Origin of the sequence: Brucella haematophila (assembly GCF_005938105.1) — a bacterium.
Taxonomy (GTDB): Bacteria; Pseudomonadota; Alphaproteobacteria; order Rhizobiales; family Rhizobiaceae; genus Brucella; species Brucella haematophila.
Window position 1 is genome coordinate 121,519 of record NZ_VCPE01000018.1, and the last position, 21,839, is coordinate 143,357.

The following is a 21,839-nucleotide window of genomic DNA, read 5'->3' on the forward strand; positions in this document are numbered from 1 at the left end:
GTCACGCACCGTTGTCCGTCTCAGCAGTCTCCTGATTGTCGGTAACGATCTTGTCGCCTTCCTGCAATCCAGAGCGAATTTCCGTGTTGATCTTGTCGGTGATGCCTGTTTTCACCGTGCGATCTTCCAACCTTCCATATTCTGTCAGGACGCGGACAGTCGCTTCTCCGGGAGCGCCCGCGTCAGTATCACCAACTGATTTCAGCGCCGATACCGGAGCAAGCAACACATCCCTGGCTTTTGCCAGAACGATATGAATCTCCGCCGTCATATAGGTGCGAAGCAAACCGTCCGGGTTGGGAATAGTGAATTTGCCTTTGTAATAAACGGCTGAGGCCGTAACACTGCCGGTCGCAGTTATACCGCTGCTGGAGCCAAAACTTTTATCGCTGACGACGGAATCAGGCGCTGGCTCGATTTTTTCAAGTTGCGCCTCGTAACGCTTCGAATTTCGACCGGAAATGGTGAAGTAGAGCGGCAGGCCTTTATGCACGTCTGTGATATCAGCTTCGGAAATATCGGCTTCCACTGTCATCGTGGCGACCTGACCGAGGATTGCGATTGTCGGCACGGTCTGTTGAGCGTTGACGTTCTGACCTTCCTGCGCGACGATTGAAAGAATAGTGCCGTCGATTGGAGCAGTGATGCGGGTGTAAGCCAAATTGGTTTCGGCGATGCGGACACCCACCCTGGATGCGGCAATGCTCGCTTCTGTGTTGGCCAGCTGTGCCTGTTGCTTTTTCATCTCCGCAACGGCTTTGTCGTACTCGGACCGAGCGACCGCGTTTTTGCCAATCATCGTCTGATTGCGAACGAGATTCAATTTTGCCAATTCCAGATCGGCGAGGTTTTGATCGCGGGTGGCTTCGTTCTGGCGCAATGTCGCCTGCGCCTTGTCGAGTTCGTTTTGCTGGTTGGTCGCATCGATGAGCGCTATGACATCGCCCTCTTTTACATGCTGACCGGTTTGTACCTTGAGCGAGACTATTCGGCCCGTGACCTGAGCGCCAATGGCGACCAGTTTTTTCGGTCGCAACGTGCCAGATGCCAGCACAGAACTTTCAATGTCGCCGGGTTGAACGGTTGTCAGTGCGGGAATCGGTTCCTGCTTATTCCAATAGTTGAATGTCACGCCCATGGCCAAAATCAGTGCAACGAGCAGTGCCAGCCAACGTTTGCGAAAACGTTGTTTCATTACGGATTTCAAGGAATTCATTGTGACCTCACGGGGCGGGTCGGATCGGTGGCTGGTGTGAAAGGCTTCACGAAATGAGGACCCGTAAAGCCATCCACGACTTCAGGTTTTTCGACGTCGATCCTGCCGTTCCAGCCGCCACCCAATGCCTTTTGCAGGGCGACGTAATTGAGGATGATCTCCACACGGGCTTGCGACAGAGCGCTTTCCTGGGTTCGCAATCCGCGTTGAGCGGTAAGAACATCGAGGAAATTCTTGGAACCAGCCTTGAACTGATCGAGTGTCAGCTCGTTGATCTTTCGGCGGTCGCGAACAATCTTTTCCAGTTGCGCAATGCGCAGACGGTTCTGATTGAATGCGACACTGGCATTTTCAACCTCACTCAAGCCGGTCAAAATTACCTGCCGATATTTGATGAAGGCTTCGTCGCGTGATGCGCGTGCTCCATCGATATCAGCAAGGAGCTTGCCACCTTGAAAAAGGGGGACTGTAATATTGGGGCCGAATGACCAGCCGATAGTTGAAAGCCGGGCAAAATCACCGAAGTTTGCACCATTTGTATTGATGGTTCCGACAAGAGAAATCTTGGGGTATAGCGCGGCCTGCATCTGACCTATCTGGGCCGTAAAGGTAGCATAATCCCGCTCCGCAGCGCGGATATCCGGGCGGCTTAACAGCAGGTTTGCGGGTAATCCGGCAGACACCCTGCGGGGTGCCAGCGGCAGGGGGCGAGGCTTATCAAGCACAGCAGCCAATGCCAGCGAGGAGCGCCCAGTGAGGACGGATAGCGTGTTCAGATACTCTGCATATTGAATTCGCAGCCGAGGAATTTCGGCCTCGGTGGTCGCCACCTCGGTTTGCGCTGTCAGCAGATCGACTTGTGATATGTTTCCAGCTTCAAGCTGTGTGCGGGTGAGGGCAACTGTCCGGCGTTGAGAAACTGCATTGCGCTCTGTGACAGCAATCTGCGCCTGCGCACCACGCAGCCGGACATAATTGGTCGCGATATCTCCAATCAAACTGACCAATGCTCCGCGCAGTAGCTCATTGGCAGATTCCTGTTTGTAGTAAGCTGCCTCGACACCACGCCGGTTAGCGCCGAACAAATCGAGTTCCCATGATGGGGATAAGCTGGCATTTGACGCGGTATTGGCGCTGTCTGAACTGCCGCCGGAACGTTTGAAATCAACGGTTCCCTTTAGTTGAGGGTAAAGCTCGCCGCCCACGGCCGCATAGCTGGCGCGCGTCTGACGCACTTTGGCTTTTGCCGTTGCAACATCGGGGCTGCCTTCAATACCATCAGCAATAAGCTTATCGAGTACCGGATCGCCGAGATTTTTCCACCAGTCTGCAAGGCGTGGAGCGGCGATGCTGACCTTACTATTCCATGCAAGCGGCGTATGGATTACAGGCGAGCGGTAATCCGGTCCGACTGCAACACATCCGGAACCAAAAGGTAGAAGCAACAAAACCGCACATACCGGAATTTTGGTAATTTGAATATTTCCTAAAATAAATAATCTCAAACTATTGAAAACTTAATTCCATATTCTCGATTTCAATTAAATAAAAATAGATACAATTAAATTTTTTTATAATACAGTTGATTAAATATTCTAAATCCGTGGGAAGAAATAAAGATTTAAAATTCTCGATCCAATAATTTCTAAATTTATTATTTAAAATAACGAATGAGAAATATGATAATAGCGATATGATTACAATGACAAGAACTTGCTACTCATTGTTTTGAGGCACTCAAACGCGCAGATTCAATGGAGCGGCGATCGGATTAAACGGCGTTTGCGGCAAGCCAGTCGGCCAATGAACGGCGGCGGGCTGCGCGACCGCGCATAGCTTCGGCTGCGCACATGGAATTCAGCGCAGCTTCCTGTGTTGCTTCGGCCGCTGCGCGAAACAGCGTATCGATACGGTCTTCATTGAGCGTTGTTATTGCAACGAAATCGCGCTGTTCGTCGTGGTCGAATGTCACTGCCGTTGAAAAGCCGACAGCGATGTCGCCGCTGCCGTGTCCCCAGAATGCACCAAGCCGCGCCAGACCTGCACCGCAACGGCGCGTGACACGCTTGAGCTGCCGGTGTTCCATGGGCACATCGGTTGCAAGTACGAGAATGACCGAACCTTTTTCCGGTTGTGCTTCGGCCTTGGGTGAGGGGCGGCGACCGTCGGGAAGGACAAGATCGCCTGCGCGCCCGAAATTGGTCAGTGCCAGAATGCCAATATGACAGGTTTTACCATCCAGTTCGAATTGCCGGGATGATGTGCCGATACCGCCCTTGAAGCCGAAACAGCTCATGCCGGTTCCGGCGCCCACATTGCCCTGGGCAACATCTTCGCCAGCCGCACCCAATGCCAGGCGTGCGTGATCTTCGGTCACGGCCATAGCCTGAATGTCGTTCAATGGCCCGTCATTGCATTCCAGTACCACCGGATTGACGGTCGCCGTTGTGCGGCCAATATCAGGGTTGCCCGCAATCGCCTCACGGATGAGGGCGTTGGCACAGGTGCCAACGCCAAAAGTGTTCGTCAGCAGGATCGGTGTTTCCAGCGTGCCGAGTTCTTCAATCTGAACCAAGCCTGTGCTTTTGCCAAACCCGTTGATCACATCGCAGGCGGCCAGCACCTTGCGCCGATAGAGATTGCCATCATGGGGGAGAATGGCGGTTACACCTGTGTTGATGTCGCCATCGCGCAGGGTGTGGTGACCGACCCGCACGCCCGGCACATCGGTAATGGCATTCTTGCTGCCGGTCGGCATGATGCCACAGATGATGCCGAAGTCGCGCGCGGTTGCAGTCATTTCATAGTTCCGTTCTTAGTAAGACCAAAGGGTCACAGACGTCCGGCTTCGATAATACGCTTGAGAAAGGCTTGCGTGCGCTCGCCTTGCGGATTGCCGAAGATTTGTGAAGGCGGGCCTTCCTCATAGACCTTGCCGTTTTGCAGGAAACAGACCTTGTCTGCAACCTCGCGTGCAAACCCCATTTCATGTGTGGCCAGCACCATGGTCATGCCCTTGGTCGCCAGATCGCGCACGATATCGAGCACTTCCGACACCAGTTCCGGATCGAGCGCCGAGGTAATCTCGTCCAGAAGCAGCAGTGTCGGGTCCATCATTAACGCGCGCACGATGGCAACGCGCTGCTGCTGGCCGCCGGAAAGCCGGTCTGGATATTCCTTCGCCTTGTGGTCAAGCCCGATACGGGCCAGAAGGGCGAGACCTTTTTCCTGCGCTTCTCTGGCAGGCATGCCCAGCACTTTTGTTGGACCCAATGTGACGTTTTCCATCACGGTCATATGTGGGAACAGGTTATATCCCTGAAACACAATGCCGATTTCGCGGCGCAGAACGTCAAGATCAACGCCCGGACCAGTCACGCGGTCGCCATGGAGGCGGATTTCGCCTTCATCGATAGTTTCGAGCCGGTTGATGCAGCGCAGAAGTGTAGACTTACCGCAACCGGAAGGGCCGATCAGGCAGACGACCTGATGTTCTTCAATGTCGAGGCTGATGCCAGACAGAACCTCCAGCGACCCATAGCGTTTGATTGCCTTGTCGATTTCAACGAGAGCCATATCCGTACTCCTCACATGCTCGAACGCATTTTCCGACGATCCCGTTCGATCAGACGATCAACGAAACGGGCCTGCGGAATGGTGATCAGGATGAACAGGATGGCGACCGTCGTGACAGCCGACAGGTTGAAATAATTGGCCGCGATGATCTTCGACTGGTTGAAGGCGTCAATGGTGCCGATGATCGCGACAAGCGCCGTGTCTTTCTGCAAGCTGATGCAGTTATTCATCAGCGGTGGAATGATGCCGCGCACGGCAAGCGGTACGACGACATAACGCATGGTGCGGACATAGGACAGGCCGAGCGAGCGTGCTGCTGCGATCTGGCTTGGATGCACGCTTTCGATGCCTGCACGATAGACTTCCGACGTATAGGCACCATAAGTCAGCGTGAGTGCGATGATCGCATAAGCGTTGGAAGACAGATCTTTCAGGATCGGCAGGCCGGTCAAGGGCAGGCCAAAACCGATGAGATAGATCGTGATAATGGCAGGCAGACCGCGAAACAGATCGCTGTAGAAGGTCGCAAGCAGCCGGATCGGCTTGCCAGCCTTGCCCGGAAGCGTGCGTGCAATCGCAATCACCAGCGCCCAGATCAGGATCAAAATGGCGGCGACAAAGAAGATGATGATGTTGGTGCCAAAAGCCTTGAGCACCGTGCCCGACGATTTCGCAATCAAATTGACGTCGAAGAAGGTGCGGCTGACCGCAGCGTCATTGACGATCATGAACCAAGCGCCAGCACAGATGATCAGCACCGCAACGGCATAAGAAATCGCCTGCCAGGACACATCGGATGCGCGTGCGCCCAATTCCCGACCAACGTAGATGTCAGCGCTTTTCCCGGCCTGACTGGAAAGCTGCACACTGCGCCATGCAAACCATAGAACGGCAAGCGGAGCCAACAGCAGCGCCCATCCGATGGTGAGAACAGGCGTCGCAAGCCAGCCCTGCGCGATCGTATAGCTGGTCACGCTGTAGACGGTCTGAATTGAGGCCAGAAGGGTAATGAACGAAAAGGCGAATGCGAACAAGGATCGACCGCTATGGGTACGAACCTTGTTACGACTGCGCCATTGCCGCGCGCGCTCGACGCTGGCAGCCGGTGCCGGTTGGGACATAGATATTCTCGCTGAGGCAAGGTGGCTGCGCGCCTGCTATGGGTGCTGCTGCCACGGTGTCAAAATCGGGATTCCGGGCTGCGGCAGCCATGCTAACCGCAGTCCGGAAAACCGTCAGATCATGGCTTCCAGACAGGAACGTCGGATGGCGAAGTGCCCCACGATGGCAGAAGATAGGCTGTTTCCAGCTTCTTCAGGGTTCCGTCTTTTTCCATGTCGGCGATCAACTGATCGATGACCTTCTTGCTTTCCGAACCCTTCGGATAGATGCCTGCGGTCTGGCCGCCGGATTCGTACTGACCGACAACGGCCAGCTTGCCGTTGGAGTTTTTCACCTGACCGAGAACGATTGACAGGTCGGTCATCACCGCGTTGACCTTGCCAGCAGCAAGGGCGGTGAACATCGATGCGGTGTCATCGAAAACGTCGAGATGCGCGACGTTCAGCGTTTCCTGTGCAAAAGGAACCAGCGTCGTACCGGCCTGCGTGCCGACCTTCACCGTCTTCATTTCGGCTTCCGTGACCGGCTTGTCGGCGCGGGCTGCAACGCCATAAGCGGAAGACATGTAAGGCGTTGAGAAATCCACGACCTTCTTGCGCGGTTCGGTGACGGAGATCAGCGCCAGCGCGATGTCGTAATCCTTGTTCTGGCCAGCCACGATGGAGTCGAACGAAGCGTTGACCAGCTTCACCTTTTCAAGGCCAAGGCGGTGCGCGATGTTGACGGCCATGCAGAATTCATAACCGTCCTTGATCGTTTCCGGCGTGTCACCGTTGAACTGACCAAGGGCAGGCAGGTTGATGATGACCGTGAACTGACCCGGTACAGCCGGGGTGATGGTGGCCGATCCCTTGTCGCCGATCAGCGGGCAATCGCCATAGCCTTCGGTTGCGGCGGATGCGCTGCCTGCGCCTGCCACTGCGGCGACGCTTGCGAACAATGCGCTATAGGCTGCTGTCTTTAAAAGGTTTTTTATTGTCATATTCCCCTCTTGCTTTCTTTTGGGTTAGAGAACTGCTTCTGCGCCCGTGCGGGCGAGATCCATGTAGATTTCCTGCAAACGGCGTGTATGCGGACCCGGCTTGCCATCGCCGATGGTGTGATCCTGAATGCCGATGATCGGCGTCACGAAGCTCGATGCGCTCGTGAGAAAGGCCTCTTTCGCGGCCTTGGCTTCTTCCACCGTGAACAGCCGTTCCTCGATTTTGAGGTTCTGCTCTTCGGCGATTTTCAGCACCGCCCGGCGGGTACAGCCGGGCAAGATGGCATTTGAATTGGGACGTGCGACCAGCACATTGTCGTGCGAGATGATGAAGGCGGTCGATGATGCGCCTTCGGTGACGAAACCGTCTTCCACCAGCCAGACTTCGTGAAAGCCTTTGCTCTTGGCCTGTTTCTTGGCCAGCACCTGCGCCAGCAGCATGACGGTTTTGATATCGCGGCGCGCCCAGCGCGTATCTGGTGTGACGTCGACGCGGACGCCATTCACCACTGACGGTGCATTGGCCAGATTTTTGGCCTGCGTGAACATCACCAGATTTGGCTTGATATCACTTGCATAGACGAAATCACGGTCAGCTTCGCCACGCGTCACCTGCATATAGACCACGCCTTCATGAAGCGTGTTGCGGCGGATGAGTTCGATCTGCGCCTTGCGAATATCGTCAAGCGAGACGGGCAGGGCAATATCGATCTCTTTGACCGAGCGCTCCAGTCGGGCGAGATGGAGTTCATTGTCGACCAGACGGCCATCGATCACGGCGCTGACTTCGTAGATTCCGTCGCCAAACAAAAAGCCGCGGTCGAACACCGAAACCTTCGCTTCGCTTTCGTCAACGAAGGCTCCGTTCAAATAAATTACTCTGGCCAAAATACGTCCTCGGCATGTGCATTTCTTGATCGAGAGGACGGTAGGAAAAAAGAATTTGACTGGCCAATGCTATGTTTTGCAATAACTATGCAGAAAATGCATAAGGCGGAAGGGAGTAGGGGAATAAGGGAGTATGGCAGTATGTTCGGCGCGCGAACATGCGATGTTATCCCCCTGTTTCACCTATTCCCTTACTGCCTTATTCCCCTACTCCCCTAAGGAGCGCTTATGGAACTCAAATGGCTGGAAGACTTCATCGCGCTCGCTTCGACATCGAGCTTCTCAAGAGCTGCTGAGACGCGCCACGTCACGCAGTCGGCGTTTTCACGGCGTATCAAGCAGCTTGAAGTCTGGCTGGGGGTGACGCTCGTCAACCGCGCCACTTTTCCCGCGCAACTGACCCGTGAGGGAAAAACGTTTCTCCCCGTCGCCGAGGACACGGTCAGGCAGTTTTACGCCACGCGCAAAAGTCTTCAGCCAAACCGGCAGGGGCAAAACCCAGCGTTGAAGTTTTCCGCCCTGCATACGCTGACCGTGACATTCTTCCCGCAATGGCTGAAGGGGATCGACGCTGCCATCGGCAATATTCACTCCCATCTCGCGCCGGATCGCGGTGGGTTCGAAGATAATATTGCCACACTGACCGAAGGCGAGGTCGATTTCTTCCTGACCTATGCGCATCCCTCGGTGCCGATCCTGATCGATCGGGAACGGTTTCCGTCCATCGTTCTGGGCACGGAGCGGCTCATCCCCGTCTCATTGCCCTCCGACGACGGGCCCTTGCTGGATCACGCCATCGAGACCGGCGCTCCGCTGCCCTATCTCAGCTATGGCGATTTTTCGTTCTTCGGTGCGGCTTTGGCGCAGAAATTTATGTCCGGTCCGAATTTCGCGCGCAAGGTCGTGCATGAGAACACGATGTCCATCGGCCTCAAGGCTATGGTTCAGGCCGGGTGGGGCATGGCCTGGCTGCCGGAAAGTCTGGTGCGCGACGAAATCAGCCGCGGCGATATGGTTCCTGCCTCGGTCGACCCACACTGGGATCTGACAACCGAAATTCGGATATACCGTCACGACGCCCCGCTTTCCCCGCGTGCCGAAAGCCTGTGGATCTATTTGCAGGCAAAAGGTGGTGCAGTTTCAGAAAACAGCGATTGACACGCCCATATGCACAGCGCTGTAAATGCACGGAATTTATTCGGCCGGAGAGGGACATAAAACGGCATGAAGATCACCATCGAACAATCGCTCGATCAGGCGGGAACGGGCGCATTCCAGCGTGGTTTGCTCGGCGTTTTCGGCCTCGTCTGGGCCGCGGACGCCATGCAAGTTCTGGCAGTCGGCTTTACGGCTGCCTCCATTGCGAAGACTTTCGGGCTGACCGTGCCTCAAGCCTTGCAGACCGGCACGCTTTTCTTCTTCGGCATGTTGATCGGCGCCGCCGTTTTCGGCAGGCTCGCTGATCGATATGGCCGCCGCCGCGTTTTGCTCGTCACGGTCGCCTGCGATGCCGTGTTCGGTCTGTTGTCGGCCTTTGCGCCGGGTTTCGAAGTGTTGCTGGTCTTGCGTTTTCTGACCGGCGTGGCCGTCGGCGGAACGCTACCTGTCGATTATGCCATGATGGCCGAGTTTCTGCCGTCGAAGAACCGGGGTCGCTGGCTGGTTATGCTCGAAGGTTTCTGGGCGGTGGGCACTGTCGTCATCGCGCTTGCTGCATGGGCAGCAAGTCTTGCCGGCGTCGAGGATGCGTGGCGCTATATTTTCGTTGTTACGGCAGCGCCTGCGCTCATCGGTATCTGGCTGCGCCTTTGGGTGCCGGAATCGCCAATGCATCTTCTGAAATCCGGTCGCGCCGACGAAGCGAAAGCGGTCATGAACCGTGTTCTGCGTCGGAATGGCAAGGCTGAACTGCCGCCGAAGGCTCGTCTCGAAGCACCGCTTCTCGTGACGGATGAACGGCTTTTGTCGCCAAAGCTGCGCCAGCGCACGCTTGCGACGCTGGCAATCTGGTTTCTCGTTTCCGTTTCCTATTATGGCATCTTCACCTGGATACCGGCAAAGCTCGCGGGAGACGGCTTCGGTTTCGTGCGCGGCTATGGCTTTCTGGTCGTGGTGGCGCTGGCGCAATTGCCGGGCTACGCACTCGCGGCCTATGGCGTTGAAACATGGGGTCGTCGCAAGACACTGATCAGCTTCCTGTTCATCAGCGCTGCGGCCTGTGCCCTGTTTACGATTGCGGATAGTTCGGCTGTGGTTGGCGCGTCGATCCTCATTATGAGCTTCGCGCTGCTGGGTACATGGGGGGCACTTTATGCCTTCACGCCGGAGCTTTATCCGACAGCCCTGCGTGCAAGCGGCATGGGCGCAGCAGGTGCCATGGCGCGCCTCGGCGGCCTTTTGGCACCATCAGCTCTGGCTATCGTCATCAGTCAAAGCTTCAATGTGGCTGTGGCCATGTTTGCCGGGCTTCTTGCACTGGCAGGCGTCATCGCGTTCCTGATCAATGTCGAAACGCGCCAGCAGGCCTTGAATTAAGGCTCAAAGCGCCTTTCGGAATGTCAGATTGAGGCGAACACGACCAACCTTGTCGTGTTCGCCATCTTTCAACGCCAGTATGCCGTGATGGTAAAGCCGCGAGGGTCCGCCCCAGACAACCACGTCGCCGTGCTGCAAGGGGTATTTGGTGATCGGGTCGCTGCGCTTCAGGCCGCCGAACTGGAAGGTCGCCGGGAGGCCGAGCGAAACGGACACGATCGGATTGGTGAAATCACGTTCGTCCTTATCCTGATGCAGGGACAGTTTTGCACCAGGCTCATACCGGTTGATCAGGCAGGCATCGGGTGAAAACGCAGCATATCCGGCCTGCTTTGCGGCGTTTTCCGCAAGATTGCGAAAGGCATCTGGCATGATGGGCCAGCGGTTCCCGGTTTCAGGGTCTTCTGGGCTGTATCGATATCCGCTTTTATCGGTCACCCAGCCTGCCTGTCCGCAATTGGTCATGGCGACCGACATGCGATAACCGCCGGGTGTTACCATGTGCCGGAATGGCGCGGCAGTACTGAGCTCCGCAACGGATTTCAGAATTGCGTCTTCATCTGGCAATGCAAAGCCGCGCAAAAGCACTGCACCGGGCGCAAGAATCTCAACAGGTTCAAGCTTTTCGAACAAATCTCTCATAAGGCTTTTTAACACAAAGCAGCGCGGAAACGTCCCGAATTCTGCTTTTAAACTGCTTTGCTGCGCAAAAGGCCCCTTGCGGGGCCTTCCGATTGTCAGGCCGTAAGACTACCAGTTCACTTTGAAACCGAGCGATCCCTTGAGGCTGTAATTATCGCCGAAATCCTCGAAGCTGGTCTTGACCATGCCTTCACCGAAAACAGCATATTTTCCGTCGGCCCAGGCATAGGTTCCGCCAGCGCCGATGCCGCCCCAGGTCTTGTCGTTTCCACTTTTGAAATCAACGCCGCCAGCTCTGATCTTATAGTCGTCCATGAACTCCTGATAGAGATTGGCGGCGAGATAAAGGTTGGTCTGGGTCAACCGGTTGTAGCCATCGCGCCATGCATTGCGATATTCCGCCGCCAGCCCGATGCGGGCATTGAGGCTATCGCCATTGCGTAGATCGACGGGTACACCCGCAACATCATGGAAGCTGTCAAAATCCACCGACGACCAGACGAGCTGCGCTTGTGGCGTGATCGACCAATGCCCGTCGAATTCGATACGGCGTCCGCCTTCGAGGCTAAGGCCATAGCCAAAGCCCTTATTGCCATCGGCCAGTGATTTTTCGAGCGTGTCGGAAACCAGCTTGCTGTCATACCAGGTCAGCTGAAGCTGTCCGTCGAGGTAATAGCCATTATTGCCGTACCAGGTGAGTGCGCCGCCCAATCCCCAGCCATCGGTATCGATGGTGCCGTCACCGCTGAAGGACGAAATATCACTGCTGGCTTTGCCATATTGCGCGGTGAAGCTGCCGATCAGGCGACCGGATTGGCTTTCCTGAAACAATGCATCGATACCAGCCTGCATGACGAAAACGCCAATATCCTGCGTCACGCCAGCGGTGGAGCCGCCAGCCGCAAATTTGCTGTGCGTCCCTTCGATACGACCCCAGACACCGTGCTTGTCAATGGCGATATCCTGTCCCGGCGTCGCATGACCGTCCTTAACATCTTCGCTCGGCAAGCTATTATCGTTCCAGTATCGATTGCCCACACGTTGTTGCAAGCTTGGCATCTGGTTCAATGCCTGCATATTGCGTGCATAGCCTTCATAGATCGGCATGGACGGATTGTAGCGTGTCTCGCCATTCGCAGCCGTGTTGCGGAGATAAAAGCCACCGTCACCAGACAAGGCCACACTGTTCGCCGCTGTCGTGGAAGGCTGCATTTCAGGCTCCACAGGCGACGCGGATTCTGCTGACTGATCGGCGGCGGCGGTGATCTCATAGGCATAGACGCCGCCGACGACCGCGGCTTCGCCGTCTTCCGTTGTATAGTCGCCCGCGAGTGCAAATGTGCCTGCGGGATTGCCTGCAACCTCGATAATCCTGGTGTCGTCTGCTATCTGCGCGCTGGACTGGCCATAGGAAACGAGCCGCAACTGGCTGCTGCCGGAACTGTCGCCCCTGATAACAAGGTGGCTTGTGCGGTTGTTATCGGCACCGAGCCCCGTTGCAATCTCGACTGTGCCGCCTTTGCCGATGTAGTTGCCTTTGATGGTCAGTGTGCCAATTCCGTTTTCACCCGGAGCAACAACGCCACCCGTTTCATTGGTCACCGAGTTGACGCTGCCGACACCACTTAACCGTCCTGCTCTGGCCACACGAACAGATGTGGCATTGTCGCCATCAAAGATCAGTGTGCCGCCGACGACTGCTGAGTTACCGGTAAAGCTGTTGTCACCGGTGAGGCGCAATTCGCCAACGCCGCGCTTGATCAGGCCGCCAATACCGGAAATGGGATTGGACCAGGTTGATGAATAGCCCTGTGTGTCGACGTCGAAACCTTCCGCATAACGAAACTTCATCGGTCCGTTGACGGCAGCGCCGAGGTTCAACAAGCCCTGACCGTAAATTTCGGTGGGGCCGATATTGGTGGCAGTGGTCAGCAGGGTTTCGATGGTCTGCCGCGCATTCATATAGGGAAAGGCTTGCCGTACGACGGCAGCAGCGCCCGCCACATGCGGCGAGGCCATCGATGTGCCTTGCATATATTGATAACGCCCCCCGGGATAGGTCGAGTAAATCGGGCCGCCATTATCGCCACCGGGCGCCGCCATGCACCACTCGGCTGCGATACCGCAGCGATTGCTATAGCTGGCTATCTGTTTGTTTGGACCGACGGAAACGACGGCGATGATGGAACCCTTCAGATCCGAAAAGTCGAGATTGGCCACCGCCGGATCGCTTGGTGCCAGCAGGCGAAACGTATTGGGGTTGTTCATGTCGAGATCGCGCTGACGGCCATCCACGAACTTGTATTTACCGATGGCTGTGTTCTGCGGCGTTATTGCGGGGAATAGGGCGCTGCCACTCGGATGCGCTGACGAAATTGGCTGGACCTTGTAATCATTGCCCGCAGCGAAAACCATGACGATATCGGCTTTGGCGGCCGCTTTCAGCGCTTCGTAATCATTTTTCAGATAACCGCCATACAGGATCGGCTGATAGCTCAGCCGCTGGTAATTGGGATTATTGTAAGGGGTAGGGAAGACATACGGGCCATAGCTGCCGTTCAGAACCTTGACCTTCGTCGTCGACGCATAGCGCAAAGCTCTGTTGATCGCGTCATATTGTCGGTCTGGCACGATGGCCCTCAAGGCGAGGATTTGGGAATCATAGGCGACGCCATGCATGCCGACGCCATTACGCGCCGCGGCAATGATGCCGCTCACATGGCTTCCATGTCCTATGACCGTGCCGTTTTTCTGGATATCCCGAACGTCACGAGCACCCATAAACGTGCCGAAGTTTTTCGACCAGGGATGCACTTTTCCGGAAAATTCCGGGTGGTAGATATCAATGCCCGTGTCTAGCACGGCCACAGTGATGCCTTTGCCTGTAAAGCCGCGCCGATAGGCTGGCGCTGCGTTGATCATCGGCAGACCCCAGTTCGCCGTATATTCGGCATCAGATTTGAATGCCTGATTTGGCTCTGCTTGCTGCGCAAATGAAGATGATGGAAATAGAACTATAGTAACGGATAATAATCGAACGATTGGATGGAAATTCCGCATGAGTCCCTCTCTCAATTGTTGATAATTTTCCCCCGCATATATTCAAGAATTAATTATTTCCATTTACATCCTAATACTTTAAATACGAAATTTACTTCGCAATATTAGGAATAAGACACATTGGTCATTTTAAAATATATTGTAAAATCGCTATGAATTGCTCTTAATCTATTGATCGCAATTTCCTAATGTTGACGAAATTATTTCTTCGCTAATTCGGAGCAAGACCACGAGAACAGCAAGAAGAACGGCAATAAAAAACGGGGCCGAAGCCCCGTCTTTGCTGATTCCCATCTTGGTATGGATTTCGTCAGTCAGCTGTGCCGAAGCGTTCCTCGCTGAGTGCCGCCGCCATCAAGGCCTTCGTATAATCCTCTCTGGGATGATCAAAGATTTGCTCGGTATCGCCTTGCTCGACGATCCTGCCATTGCGCATGACGATCACATAATCGGACACGGCGCGAACCACAGCCATGTCGTGGCTGATGAACAGGTAGGAAAGGCCGTGTTCCTTTTGCAGATCGCGCAGCAGCGCAACGATCTGCTTTTGCACAGAGCGGTCAAGCGCACTGGTCGGTTCATCCAACACGATGACACGCGGTTTCAGGATCATCGTGCGGGCAATGGCGATGCGCTGGCGCTGCCCGCCTGAGAACTCATGCGGATAGCGATTGCGCATCGACGGGTCCAGACCGACCTCTTTCAGCGCTTCCTGCGCCCGGCGGTCACGCTCTCTGGCGGAAAGCTGTGGTTCGTGGATCAGCAATCCCTCGGTGATAATGCGCCCCACCGTCATGCGCGGGCTGAGCGAGCCGAACGGATCCTGAAAGACCAGTTGCAGTTCCCGGCGTTTGGGACGCATGGTCTGCGGATCGCGCGGCAGTTCCTTGCCGAGATAAGCGATACGGCCTTCCGAATCGAGAAGCCGCAGGATGGCCCGCCCCAGTGTGGATTTTCCCGAACCGGATTCTCCGACAATGCCGATGGTCTGGCCTTCCTTGAGCGTCAGCGAGACATTGTTCACGGCGGTCATATAGTTGGCCGCGCCGAGCCACGGCTTATGGATCAGGAAGTTGACCTTCACATTATCGGCGCGGATCAATACAGGCGCTTCATCCGGCGGCGGCAGCTTTTCGCCTTCCGGTTCCGCATCCAGCAACATGCGTGTGTAGGGATGCTGTGGCGCGGTAAAAAGGGCCTCCGTTTCATTGCTCTCGACCACTTCGCCGGAGCGCATCACATAGACCCGGTCGGCAAAACGGCGCACAATGCCCAGGTCGTGAGTGATGAACACAACCGCCATGCCAAGCCGCTCTTGCAGATCGGCCAAGAGATCAAGTATCTGCGCCTGAATGGTGACATCAAGCGCCGTTGTCGGCTCGTCGGCGATCAGGATATCCGGCTCGTTGGCGAGTGCCATGGCGATCATCACACGCTGACGCTGACCACCTGACAGCTCATAGGGATAGCTGTCTATGCGGCGTTCCGGCTCTGGAATGCCAACGAGTTTCAGCAGTTCCAGAATACGCGGACGCGCCTGCTTCTTGCTCATGCCACGGTGATAGCGCAATGGCTCGGCCAGTTGGTCGCCGATGCGATAGAGCGGATCAAGGGAGGTCATCGGCTCCTGAAAGATCATGGTGATCTTGGCGCCACGGATATTGTTCAGCGCCTTGTCGGACATGCCGATCAGGTCTTGGCCGCGATAGAGCGCCTGTCCCGTTGCCTTGCCGTTGCGGGCCAAAAGCCCCATGAGCGCCATGGTCGTCTGGCTTTTACCGGAGCCGGATTCACCAACGATGGCCACGGTTTCACCGGCCTTGACGTCGAGATTGATCCCGCGAACGGCGGGAACCGGACCATCATGGGTATCAAAGGTGACGCGCAGATCGCGAACGCTCAGAATGGTTTCCTTCGTCATCTCAGCGATCCTTCGGGTCAAGACTGTCACGCAGGCCATCGCCTAGGAAGTTCAGCGCGAACAGAATGATGGTCAATGTTGCGGCGGGCCAGATCAACTGCCAGCTCGCGCCGCTGACGTTATTTGAGCCTTCCGCTATGAGGAGGCCGAGTGAGGTGAGGGGGTCTTGCACGCCAAGGCCAAGGAAGGAGAGGAGGCTTTCCAGCAGAATTGCCTTCGGCACCAGCAACGTGACGAAAACGACTACCGGACCAAGCGCATTTGGAATGATATGGCGTGTAATGACCCCGCGCCGTGTCGCGCCAAGCGCTTCTGCCGCTTGCACGAATTCCTGCCGTTTGAGGCTCAATGTCTGTCCGCGCACAATACGCGCCATATCCAGCCATTCCGTCGCACCGATGGCGATAAAGATGATGAAAATCGACCGCCCGAAGAAGACCAGCATCAAGATCACGAAGAAGATGAAGGGCAGCGAATAAAGGATATCGACAACCCGCATCATGACATTGTCGATACGCCCGCCAAGATAGCCGGAAACAGCGCCGAATGAGACGCCGAGCACCAGTGACATCGCGGACGCCAGCAAGCCGATGGCAAGCGACATGCGTACGCCGATGAAGATACGCGTCATCAGATCGCGACCGAGATTATCGGTGCCCAGCAGGAAATAATTGCGCGTTACATCAAGCGTAAGCTTGCCACTCAGACCGTCGGCGGCCAGTTCCACCTTCGGATTGCTGAACAGGTCCGAGCGCTGGAAATAACGGAGAACACGCTCGTCGGTCGGGCGCTGCGCCGTGAAGCCGACAACGATGTTGTTGCCGGTCAATTCAGGCTCAGCGGAAGCCTTCAACCGCGCCCGTGCCATCTCACGTTCAAGGCCCGGCAGGATTGTATCCGCTCGCGGATAAGCTTCGAGGCTTGGCGCAACGCGCACGAACTGCGGATAGATTTTGTCATAGGGATGCGGGCTGAGCATCGGCCCGAAAATGCCTGCAAGAGCCAAAACCGCGAGCACGATGGCACTGGCAACGGCAGCCTTGTTCTTGCGCAGGCGCAGCCAGGCATCCTGCCAGAGCGAGCGGCTTGGCATGCTCAATTCGGCGGTTTCCGTTGGTACGGTCAGATCAGTCATAGCGAACCCTCGGATCAAGCCATGCATAAAGAAGATCAACAATGAGGTTGAACACCACGACGAAGATCGAAATCACGACCACCGTGCCCATCACGAGCGTGTAGTCGCGGCTGAGGGCGCCTTGCACAAAATAGCGCCCGATGCCCGGAATGCCGAAAATCGTTTCGACCACGACAGAGCCAGTGAGGAGGGCTGCGGCGGTCGGGCCGAGATAGGAAACAGCCGGCAGCATGGCCGCGCGCAATGCATGCACGCCAACCACGACACGGGCTGGCAGACCATAGGCGCGGGCAGTGCGAACATGATTGGCACGCAGCGCTTCAATGGTGGCACCTCGCACCAGACGCGCAATGACGCCCACTTGCGGCAGAGCGAGTGTCAGCACCGGCAATATCCAGTAAGTGACATTGGCCGATGACCAGCCGCCTGCCGGAACCCAACCCAGAATGACACCGAACAGCAGGCTCAGAAGCGGAGCGACAACGAAATTGGGCGTTGTGATGCCGAAAGTCGCGAGCGCCACAACGAAATAGTCCACGGCAGAATTCTGCTTCAGCGCGGCGAGCGTGCCGAGAAAAGTGCCGATGATCGCGGCGAGCGTCAGGCCAAGAGTGCCGAGCATGATCGACACCGGCAGACCGGAGGCGAACAAATCGTTCACGGAAAAATCGCGCCGCGTGAAGCTCGGGCCGAGATCGCCCTGCACGAGATTACCGAGATACATCAGATACTGCTGCCAGAGAGGCGCATCCATATTATAGGCGCGCTTGAGATTGGCGAGGATCAGCGGATCGAGGGGGCGCTCAAGGTCGAACGGACCACCGGGAGCAAGCCGGATCAGGAAGAATGTCAGCGTGACGATAATGAAGATCGTGGGTATCGCACTACCCAATCGTCGGAGCGTGTAGCCCAGCATGTCGTTGTCCCTTCTTTGCCAGACAGCGCGAAGCTGTCGGGCAAATCCCACTAAGGGCTTTTAGATTATTGTTTTTCTAATATTTTTTTCAGTTTTCATCTGTTGCTGAACGAAAACGGAAAGGCTGGCGGGAGAGGGGTGTCTAGCCCTCCTCCGCACAAAAATAGGGCCGCGCCGTCAAGCGCAGCCCTGTCTGAAATTACTGTTTGAGGGATAGCCAGCGCGTCTTGTGGCTATCCATCAGATTGTCGTTCCAACCGGCGACATTGTCGGAAACGAGCGCACGCGACGAATAATAGAGGATTGGAATATTGCCCACTTCGTCGAGCTGGATTTTTTCGGCTTCGCCCAGAACCTTGGCGCGTTCTCCCAGATCGGTGGTCTTTTCGGCCTTGGCCATCAGCGCGTCATAGTCAGCATTCTTCCACTTGGAATAGTTGAAGCTGACATTGCCCTGGCTGATGAACAGGAAGTTCTGCGGATCGTTGTAATCGCCGATCCAGCCGGCACGCGCGATATCGAACGGACCGTCATCACGCATGAAGTTGAAATAGGTGGCGCCTTCGGTCTCGTTCAGCGAAGCCTTCACGCCGATATTGCCCAGCATGTCGGCAATGGCTGCCATGGTGTTCTTGTTGTTCTCGGACGTGTTGTAAAGCAACTCGATCGACAGCGTGTTGGGCTCAACACCTGCTTCTTTCAAAAGTTCCTTGGCCTTGTCTTCGCGCTCCAGCATATCATCGGAATAATCGAGCTTCGGCGCATCCTTTACATAATTGGCAATACCGGGCGGCACCATGGAATAGCCGGGCAGCATGGTTCCCTGCCAGACCTGATCGGCCAGAAACTCGCGATCGATGGCCAGCGATATCGCCTGACGCACCTTGATGTCCTTTAGCTTGCTGTCGGCTGACTTGCCTTTGACCGGCAGATAATAGACGCCGAGATAAGGCGCCATACGGAATTCCTTGGCCAGATTTTTCTTCACATAGTCCATCTGTTCGGCGGGAACGTCGGAACAGATCTGCACTTCCTTGGCCTCAAAGCGGCGCATGCAGCTGGCGCGGTCTTCAAAGGGAATCCAGTTGACCGTATCGATCTTGACCTGATCGGCTTCGTAATAATACGGGTTCTTCTTCATGACGATCTTGTCGTTCGGCGTGAAGCTTTCGAGCATATAGGCGCCATTTGTCACCATCTTGCCGGGCGTGGTGAACTTGTCGCCATTGGCCTCAACGCTTTTCTCGTTCAGCGGAAAGCCGGTCTGATGCGTCAGAAGCTCAAGGAAATACGGAGCAGGGGAGTTGAGGCTGATCTTCAGCGTGTGATCGTCGACGGCCTCGACACCGAGCTGATCAACCGGCTTCTTGCCGCCTGCAATGTCTTCTGCATTCTTGATGATGAACAGCATGCTGGCATAACCGGCTGCTGTCTTCGGGTCCATCAGACGACGGAATGTAAACTGAAAATCACCTGCAGTGACAGGGTCTCCGTTAGACCATTTGGCGTTGTCGCGCAGATGGAAGGTATAGACGGTTCCGTCTTCGGAAATATCCCACGATTTGGCGACACCGGGAATTGCCTTGCCGTCCGCATCCTGAATGGTCAGACCGTCATAGAGGTCGCGCAATACGTTGCCTTCGGCAACGCTGGATGTGCGGTGATGGTCGAGCGTTGCCGGATCTGTATCGTTACCGCGATTGAGCACAGTCTCGGCAGATGCCGCGCCTGCGAGCGCCAGAAGACACACGCCTGTCAGTAGAAATTTCCGATACATTTATGAACCCCTCCTTTGAAATTAATGAAATGTCCTGCATCTTATGGATAAGCGCATCACATGCAAGCGAACTTAGCAACACATTGAATTAATACAAATAATCAAAAAATTGGGATCAAGTTTTGTGCCTGAAAACGGGTACGGGAATTCTAATTTTCATGCAACTTACATGCATTGTACGAGTGTAATTTTTTGTCAAAAATCACCGTAATTTCCGGGAGTTGAGCGCTCGAATTGTCAGTTTGAGGAAATGAAATCGATGCTCGATTCGCCTAAATTTTCACCACGGAAATGGCTGGGGATAACGTGCGGATCGCCGTCTTCGAACCCGGCTGATCACTGGCGGGAATTTATAGGTCTGGGTGCGAGATCAGTCACATTCGCTTTATCATAGCGCTGCCGCGCCTCGGCAATTGCTGATTGATTTTTATCCGCCCAACCGATCACTGCCGCGACGATATCCAGCAAGCTGAAGCCGAGTTTGGTCAATTCGTAATCGACCCGTGGCGGCACGCTCGGAAAGACTGTGCGCGTGATGAGACCGTCACGCTCCAGCCCGCGTAATGTAAGGGTCAGCATACGCTGGGAGACACCATCAATGGCTCGGCGAATTTCATTGAAGCGGCAAGGGCCTTTGCGCAGTGTACCGATCACATGCAGTGACCATTTGTCGGACATACGTTCAATCATTTCATGCGCAGAACGACATCTCGCTGCACTGGGGTCAGGTAAATCCGTGTAACCGAGTATCATTTCTGTGCCTTCTTGCAGCATCATCAGCATCTTTCTAATTTGTATTTACGAACAGAGAAGTCACTTTTGAACATATACAGACAGGATTGCAAATTTCATGAAGAATATTCTTCTCATCACATCAAGTCCGAACGGAGAAGGGGCCATATCCACCAGATTTGCCAGAGAGCTTACTGATAAACTGGCACGCAAAGACGGCCATGATGTTACATATCGCGACCTCGCAGCAGAGCCGCTGCCACATATCGGACCAGCCTATGTGCGCGGCAGGATGCTATCGCCGGAAGAACGCAATGCGATGGAAGACAAAGCCGTTGAACTCGCTGAAGCGCTCGTCGTCGAATTACTCGAAGCCGATATCGTGATCATTGGCTCGTCGATGATCAACTATGCACCATCGACGCAGTTGAAGGCATGGTTTGACCATGTGATCTGGCCCGGCGTGACGGTGAAATTCAGTGAGCATGGTCCGCAAGGTTTGCTCAGCGACAAGAAAATCTATCTCGTGACAACAAGTGGCGGCGCCTTCTCCGAAGGCAATCTTGAGCAACTCGATTTCCAATCCCGCTATGTCAGGCACCTGTTCGCTGTCATTGGATTGACCGATATCGAGCATATCCGGATTGAAGGCACAGCCTTTGGCCTACAGGCCGCACAGGTAGCAATGGATCGTGCCCGTGTTCAAATAGACGCGCTTGTCGAGGCAGCGTAGTTATGACGGACGCGACCGAGAACCAAATGAGCGAGCAACGCACAAGAGACGATTATATTCGGCTGGCGCAGCAGTTTCTGGATGTCAGCGACGCACAGGGCGACGCGCTTGCCTTGTTGACTGACGACGTGCAGTTCTCGTTTCCGAAATGGGGAACCGTGCACGGCAAAGCGCAGTTGCTGCAATTCTTTCAGGACATGTCGCAACATGTTGCTGCGATGAGCCATCCTGCCGAGCACCGACGTTTTATTGTTGATGGTCCGTTGGTGTGTGTTGAAGGTTTGACACGGGGCCAGATGCAAAATGGCAAGACTTGGAATACGGGCCGGTTCTGCACGGTCTATGAATTTGATGGCGACCTGATCAAACGCATCGACGTCTACACCGATCCTGACATGACGGACGAAACCCGGGCAAATTATCCACGGCTCCGTTAGCTGGTGTAACTGTAGCTAACCCAGACGCCAGATTGTTCCATAATATACGTTATGCAATTTAAATGCGATCTTGAGGTGGGTTCTAGTTTGAAGTGCGACTTGCAAATGATAACAATGAGTTATCGAATGCAAGGAACCTGTCATGGACCGCACCTATTCGCATATTG

The 21,839-nt window shown here is 55.2% G+C and carries 18 protein-coding genes; 4 read left to right on the forward strand and 14 right to left on the reverse strand.

Annotation, left to right across the window (positions count from 1 at the left end; translation table 11 throughout):
• Position 1: 1 nt before the first annotated feature.
• The 7 genes from FGI60_RS21760 to FGI60_RS21790 form a co-directional block, all read right to left on the reverse strand.
• Entirely contained in the window at positions 2–1,195 is a 1,194-nt protein-coding gene (locus FGI60_RS21760; protein ID WP_235889892.1) for an efflux RND transporter periplasmic adaptor subunit, read from the reverse strand.
• A gap of 17 nt (positions 1,196–1,212) precedes the next feature.
• Complete coding sequence (locus FGI60_RS21765; RefSeq protein ID WP_235889893.1) at positions 1,213–2,721, reverse strand: efflux transporter outer membrane subunit; 1,509 nt, start codon at positions 2,719–2,721, stop codon at positions 1,213–1,215.
• Between the two features lie 266 nt (positions 2,722–2,987).
• The gene (locus tag FGI60_RS21770; RefSeq protein WP_138786946.1) at positions 2,988–4,016 is read right to left on the reverse strand and encodes a DmpA family aminopeptidase; all 1,029 of its coding nucleotides are present in this window, start codon (positions 4,014–4,016) and stop codon (positions 2,988–2,990) included.
• 32 nt (positions 4,017–4,048) lie between these two features.
• Positions 4,049–4,792, reverse strand: a complete 744-nt coding sequence (locus FGI60_RS21775; RefSeq protein WP_078336990.1) for an amino acid ABC transporter ATP-binding protein — start codon at positions 4,790–4,792, stop codon at positions 4,049–4,051.
• An 11-nt stretch (positions 4,793–4,803) separates the two neighbouring features.
• Positions 4,804–5,913: an amino acid ABC transporter permease gene (locus tag FGI60_RS21780; protein ID WP_138786947.1), complete on the reverse strand. Its 1,110-nt coding sequence runs from the start codon at positions 5,911–5,913 to the stop codon at positions 4,804–4,806.
• Positions 5,914–6,032: 119 nt separating this feature from the next.
• On the reverse strand, positions 6,033–6,896 hold the full coding sequence (locus FGI60_RS21785) for an ABC transporter substrate-binding protein (protein ID WP_138786948.1): 864 nt from the start codon (positions 6,894–6,896) through the stop codon (positions 6,033–6,035).
• Between the two features lie 24 nt (positions 6,897–6,920).
• Positions 6,921–7,784, reverse strand: a complete 864-nt coding sequence (locus tag FGI60_RS21790) for a D-amino-acid transaminase (RefSeq protein ID WP_138786949.1) — start codon at positions 7,782–7,784, stop codon at positions 6,921–6,923.
• 228 nt (positions 7,785–8,012) lie between these two features.
• On the opposite strand from FGI60_RS21790, the gene FGI60_RS21795 reads away from it, so the two are divergent.
• Entirely contained in the window at positions 8,013–8,942 is a 930-nt protein-coding gene (locus FGI60_RS21795) for a LysR family transcriptional regulator (protein WP_138786950.1), read from the forward strand.
• Positions 8,943–9,008: 66 nt separating this feature from the next.
• Positions 9,009–10,319 carry an MFS transporter gene (locus FGI60_RS21800; protein ID WP_138786951.1) on the forward strand — a complete coding sequence of 437 codons (1,311 nt, stop codon included), beginning with the start codon at positions 9,009–9,011 and terminating at the stop codon, positions 10,317–10,319.
• Positions 10,320–10,322: 3 nt separating this feature from the next.
• Here the strand turns inward: FGI60_RS21800 and alkB are convergent, their stop codons facing one another.
• From alkB to FGI60_RS21835, 7 genes are all read right to left on the reverse strand, one after another.
• Complete coding sequence (gene alkB, locus FGI60_RS21805; protein WP_138786952.1) at positions 10,323–10,961, reverse strand: DNA oxidative demethylase AlkB; 639 nt, start codon at positions 10,959–10,961, stop codon at positions 10,323–10,325.
• 108 nt (positions 10,962–11,069) lie between these two features.
• Positions 11,070–13,883: an autotransporter outer membrane beta-barrel domain-containing protein gene (locus tag FGI60_RS21810; protein ID WP_171058828.1), complete on the reverse strand. Its 2,814-nt coding sequence runs from the start codon at positions 13,881–13,883 to the stop codon at positions 11,070–11,072.
• A gap of 448 nt (positions 13,884–14,331) precedes the next feature.
• Entirely contained in the window at positions 14,332–15,942 is a 1,611-nt protein-coding gene (locus tag FGI60_RS21815; protein WP_138786954.1) for an ABC transporter ATP-binding protein, read from the reverse strand.
• A gap of 1 nt (position 15,943) precedes the next feature.
• Positions 15,944–17,077, reverse strand: coding sequence for an ABC transporter permease (locus tag FGI60_RS21820; protein ID WP_138786955.1), 1,134 nt, complete (start codon positions 17,075–17,077; stop codon positions 15,944–15,946).
• On the reverse strand, positions 17,070–17,993 hold the full coding sequence (locus FGI60_RS21825) for an ABC transporter permease subunit (RefSeq protein ID WP_138786956.1): 924 nt from the start codon (positions 17,991–17,993) through the stop codon (positions 17,070–17,072). The genes FGI60_RS21820 and FGI60_RS21825 overlap by 8 nt, the downstream gene beginning before the upstream one ends.
• Before the next feature lie 199 nt (positions 17,994–18,192).
• The gene (locus tag FGI60_RS21830; RefSeq protein WP_138786957.1) at positions 18,193–19,770 is read right to left on the reverse strand and encodes a peptide ABC transporter substrate-binding protein; all 1,578 of its coding nucleotides are present in this window, start codon (positions 19,768–19,770) and stop codon (positions 18,193–18,195) included.
• A 336-nt stretch (positions 19,771–20,106) separates the two neighbouring features.
• Positions 20,107–20,547: a winged helix-turn-helix transcriptional regulator gene (locus FGI60_RS21835; protein WP_235889894.1), complete on the reverse strand. Its 441-nt coding sequence runs from the start codon at positions 20,545–20,547 to the stop codon at positions 20,107–20,109.
• 73 nt (positions 20,548–20,620) lie between these two features.
• Here FGI60_RS21835 and FGI60_RS21840 point away from each other — a divergent pair, with 73 nt between their 5' ends.
• Both FGI60_RS21840 and FGI60_RS21845 read left to right on the forward strand, forming a co-directional pair.
• Positions 20,621–21,235 (forward strand): FMN-dependent NADH-azoreductase, encoded by a 615-nt coding sequence (locus tag FGI60_RS21840; protein WP_138786958.1) that lies wholly within the window; start codon positions 20,621–20,623, stop codon positions 21,233–21,235.
• 26 nt (positions 21,236–21,261) lie between these two features.
• Positions 21,262–21,672, forward strand: coding sequence for a nuclear transport factor 2 family protein (locus tag FGI60_RS21845; RefSeq protein ID WP_171058829.1), 411 nt, complete (start codon positions 21,262–21,264; stop codon positions 21,670–21,672).
• Positions 21,673–21,839 lie beyond the last annotated feature (167 nt).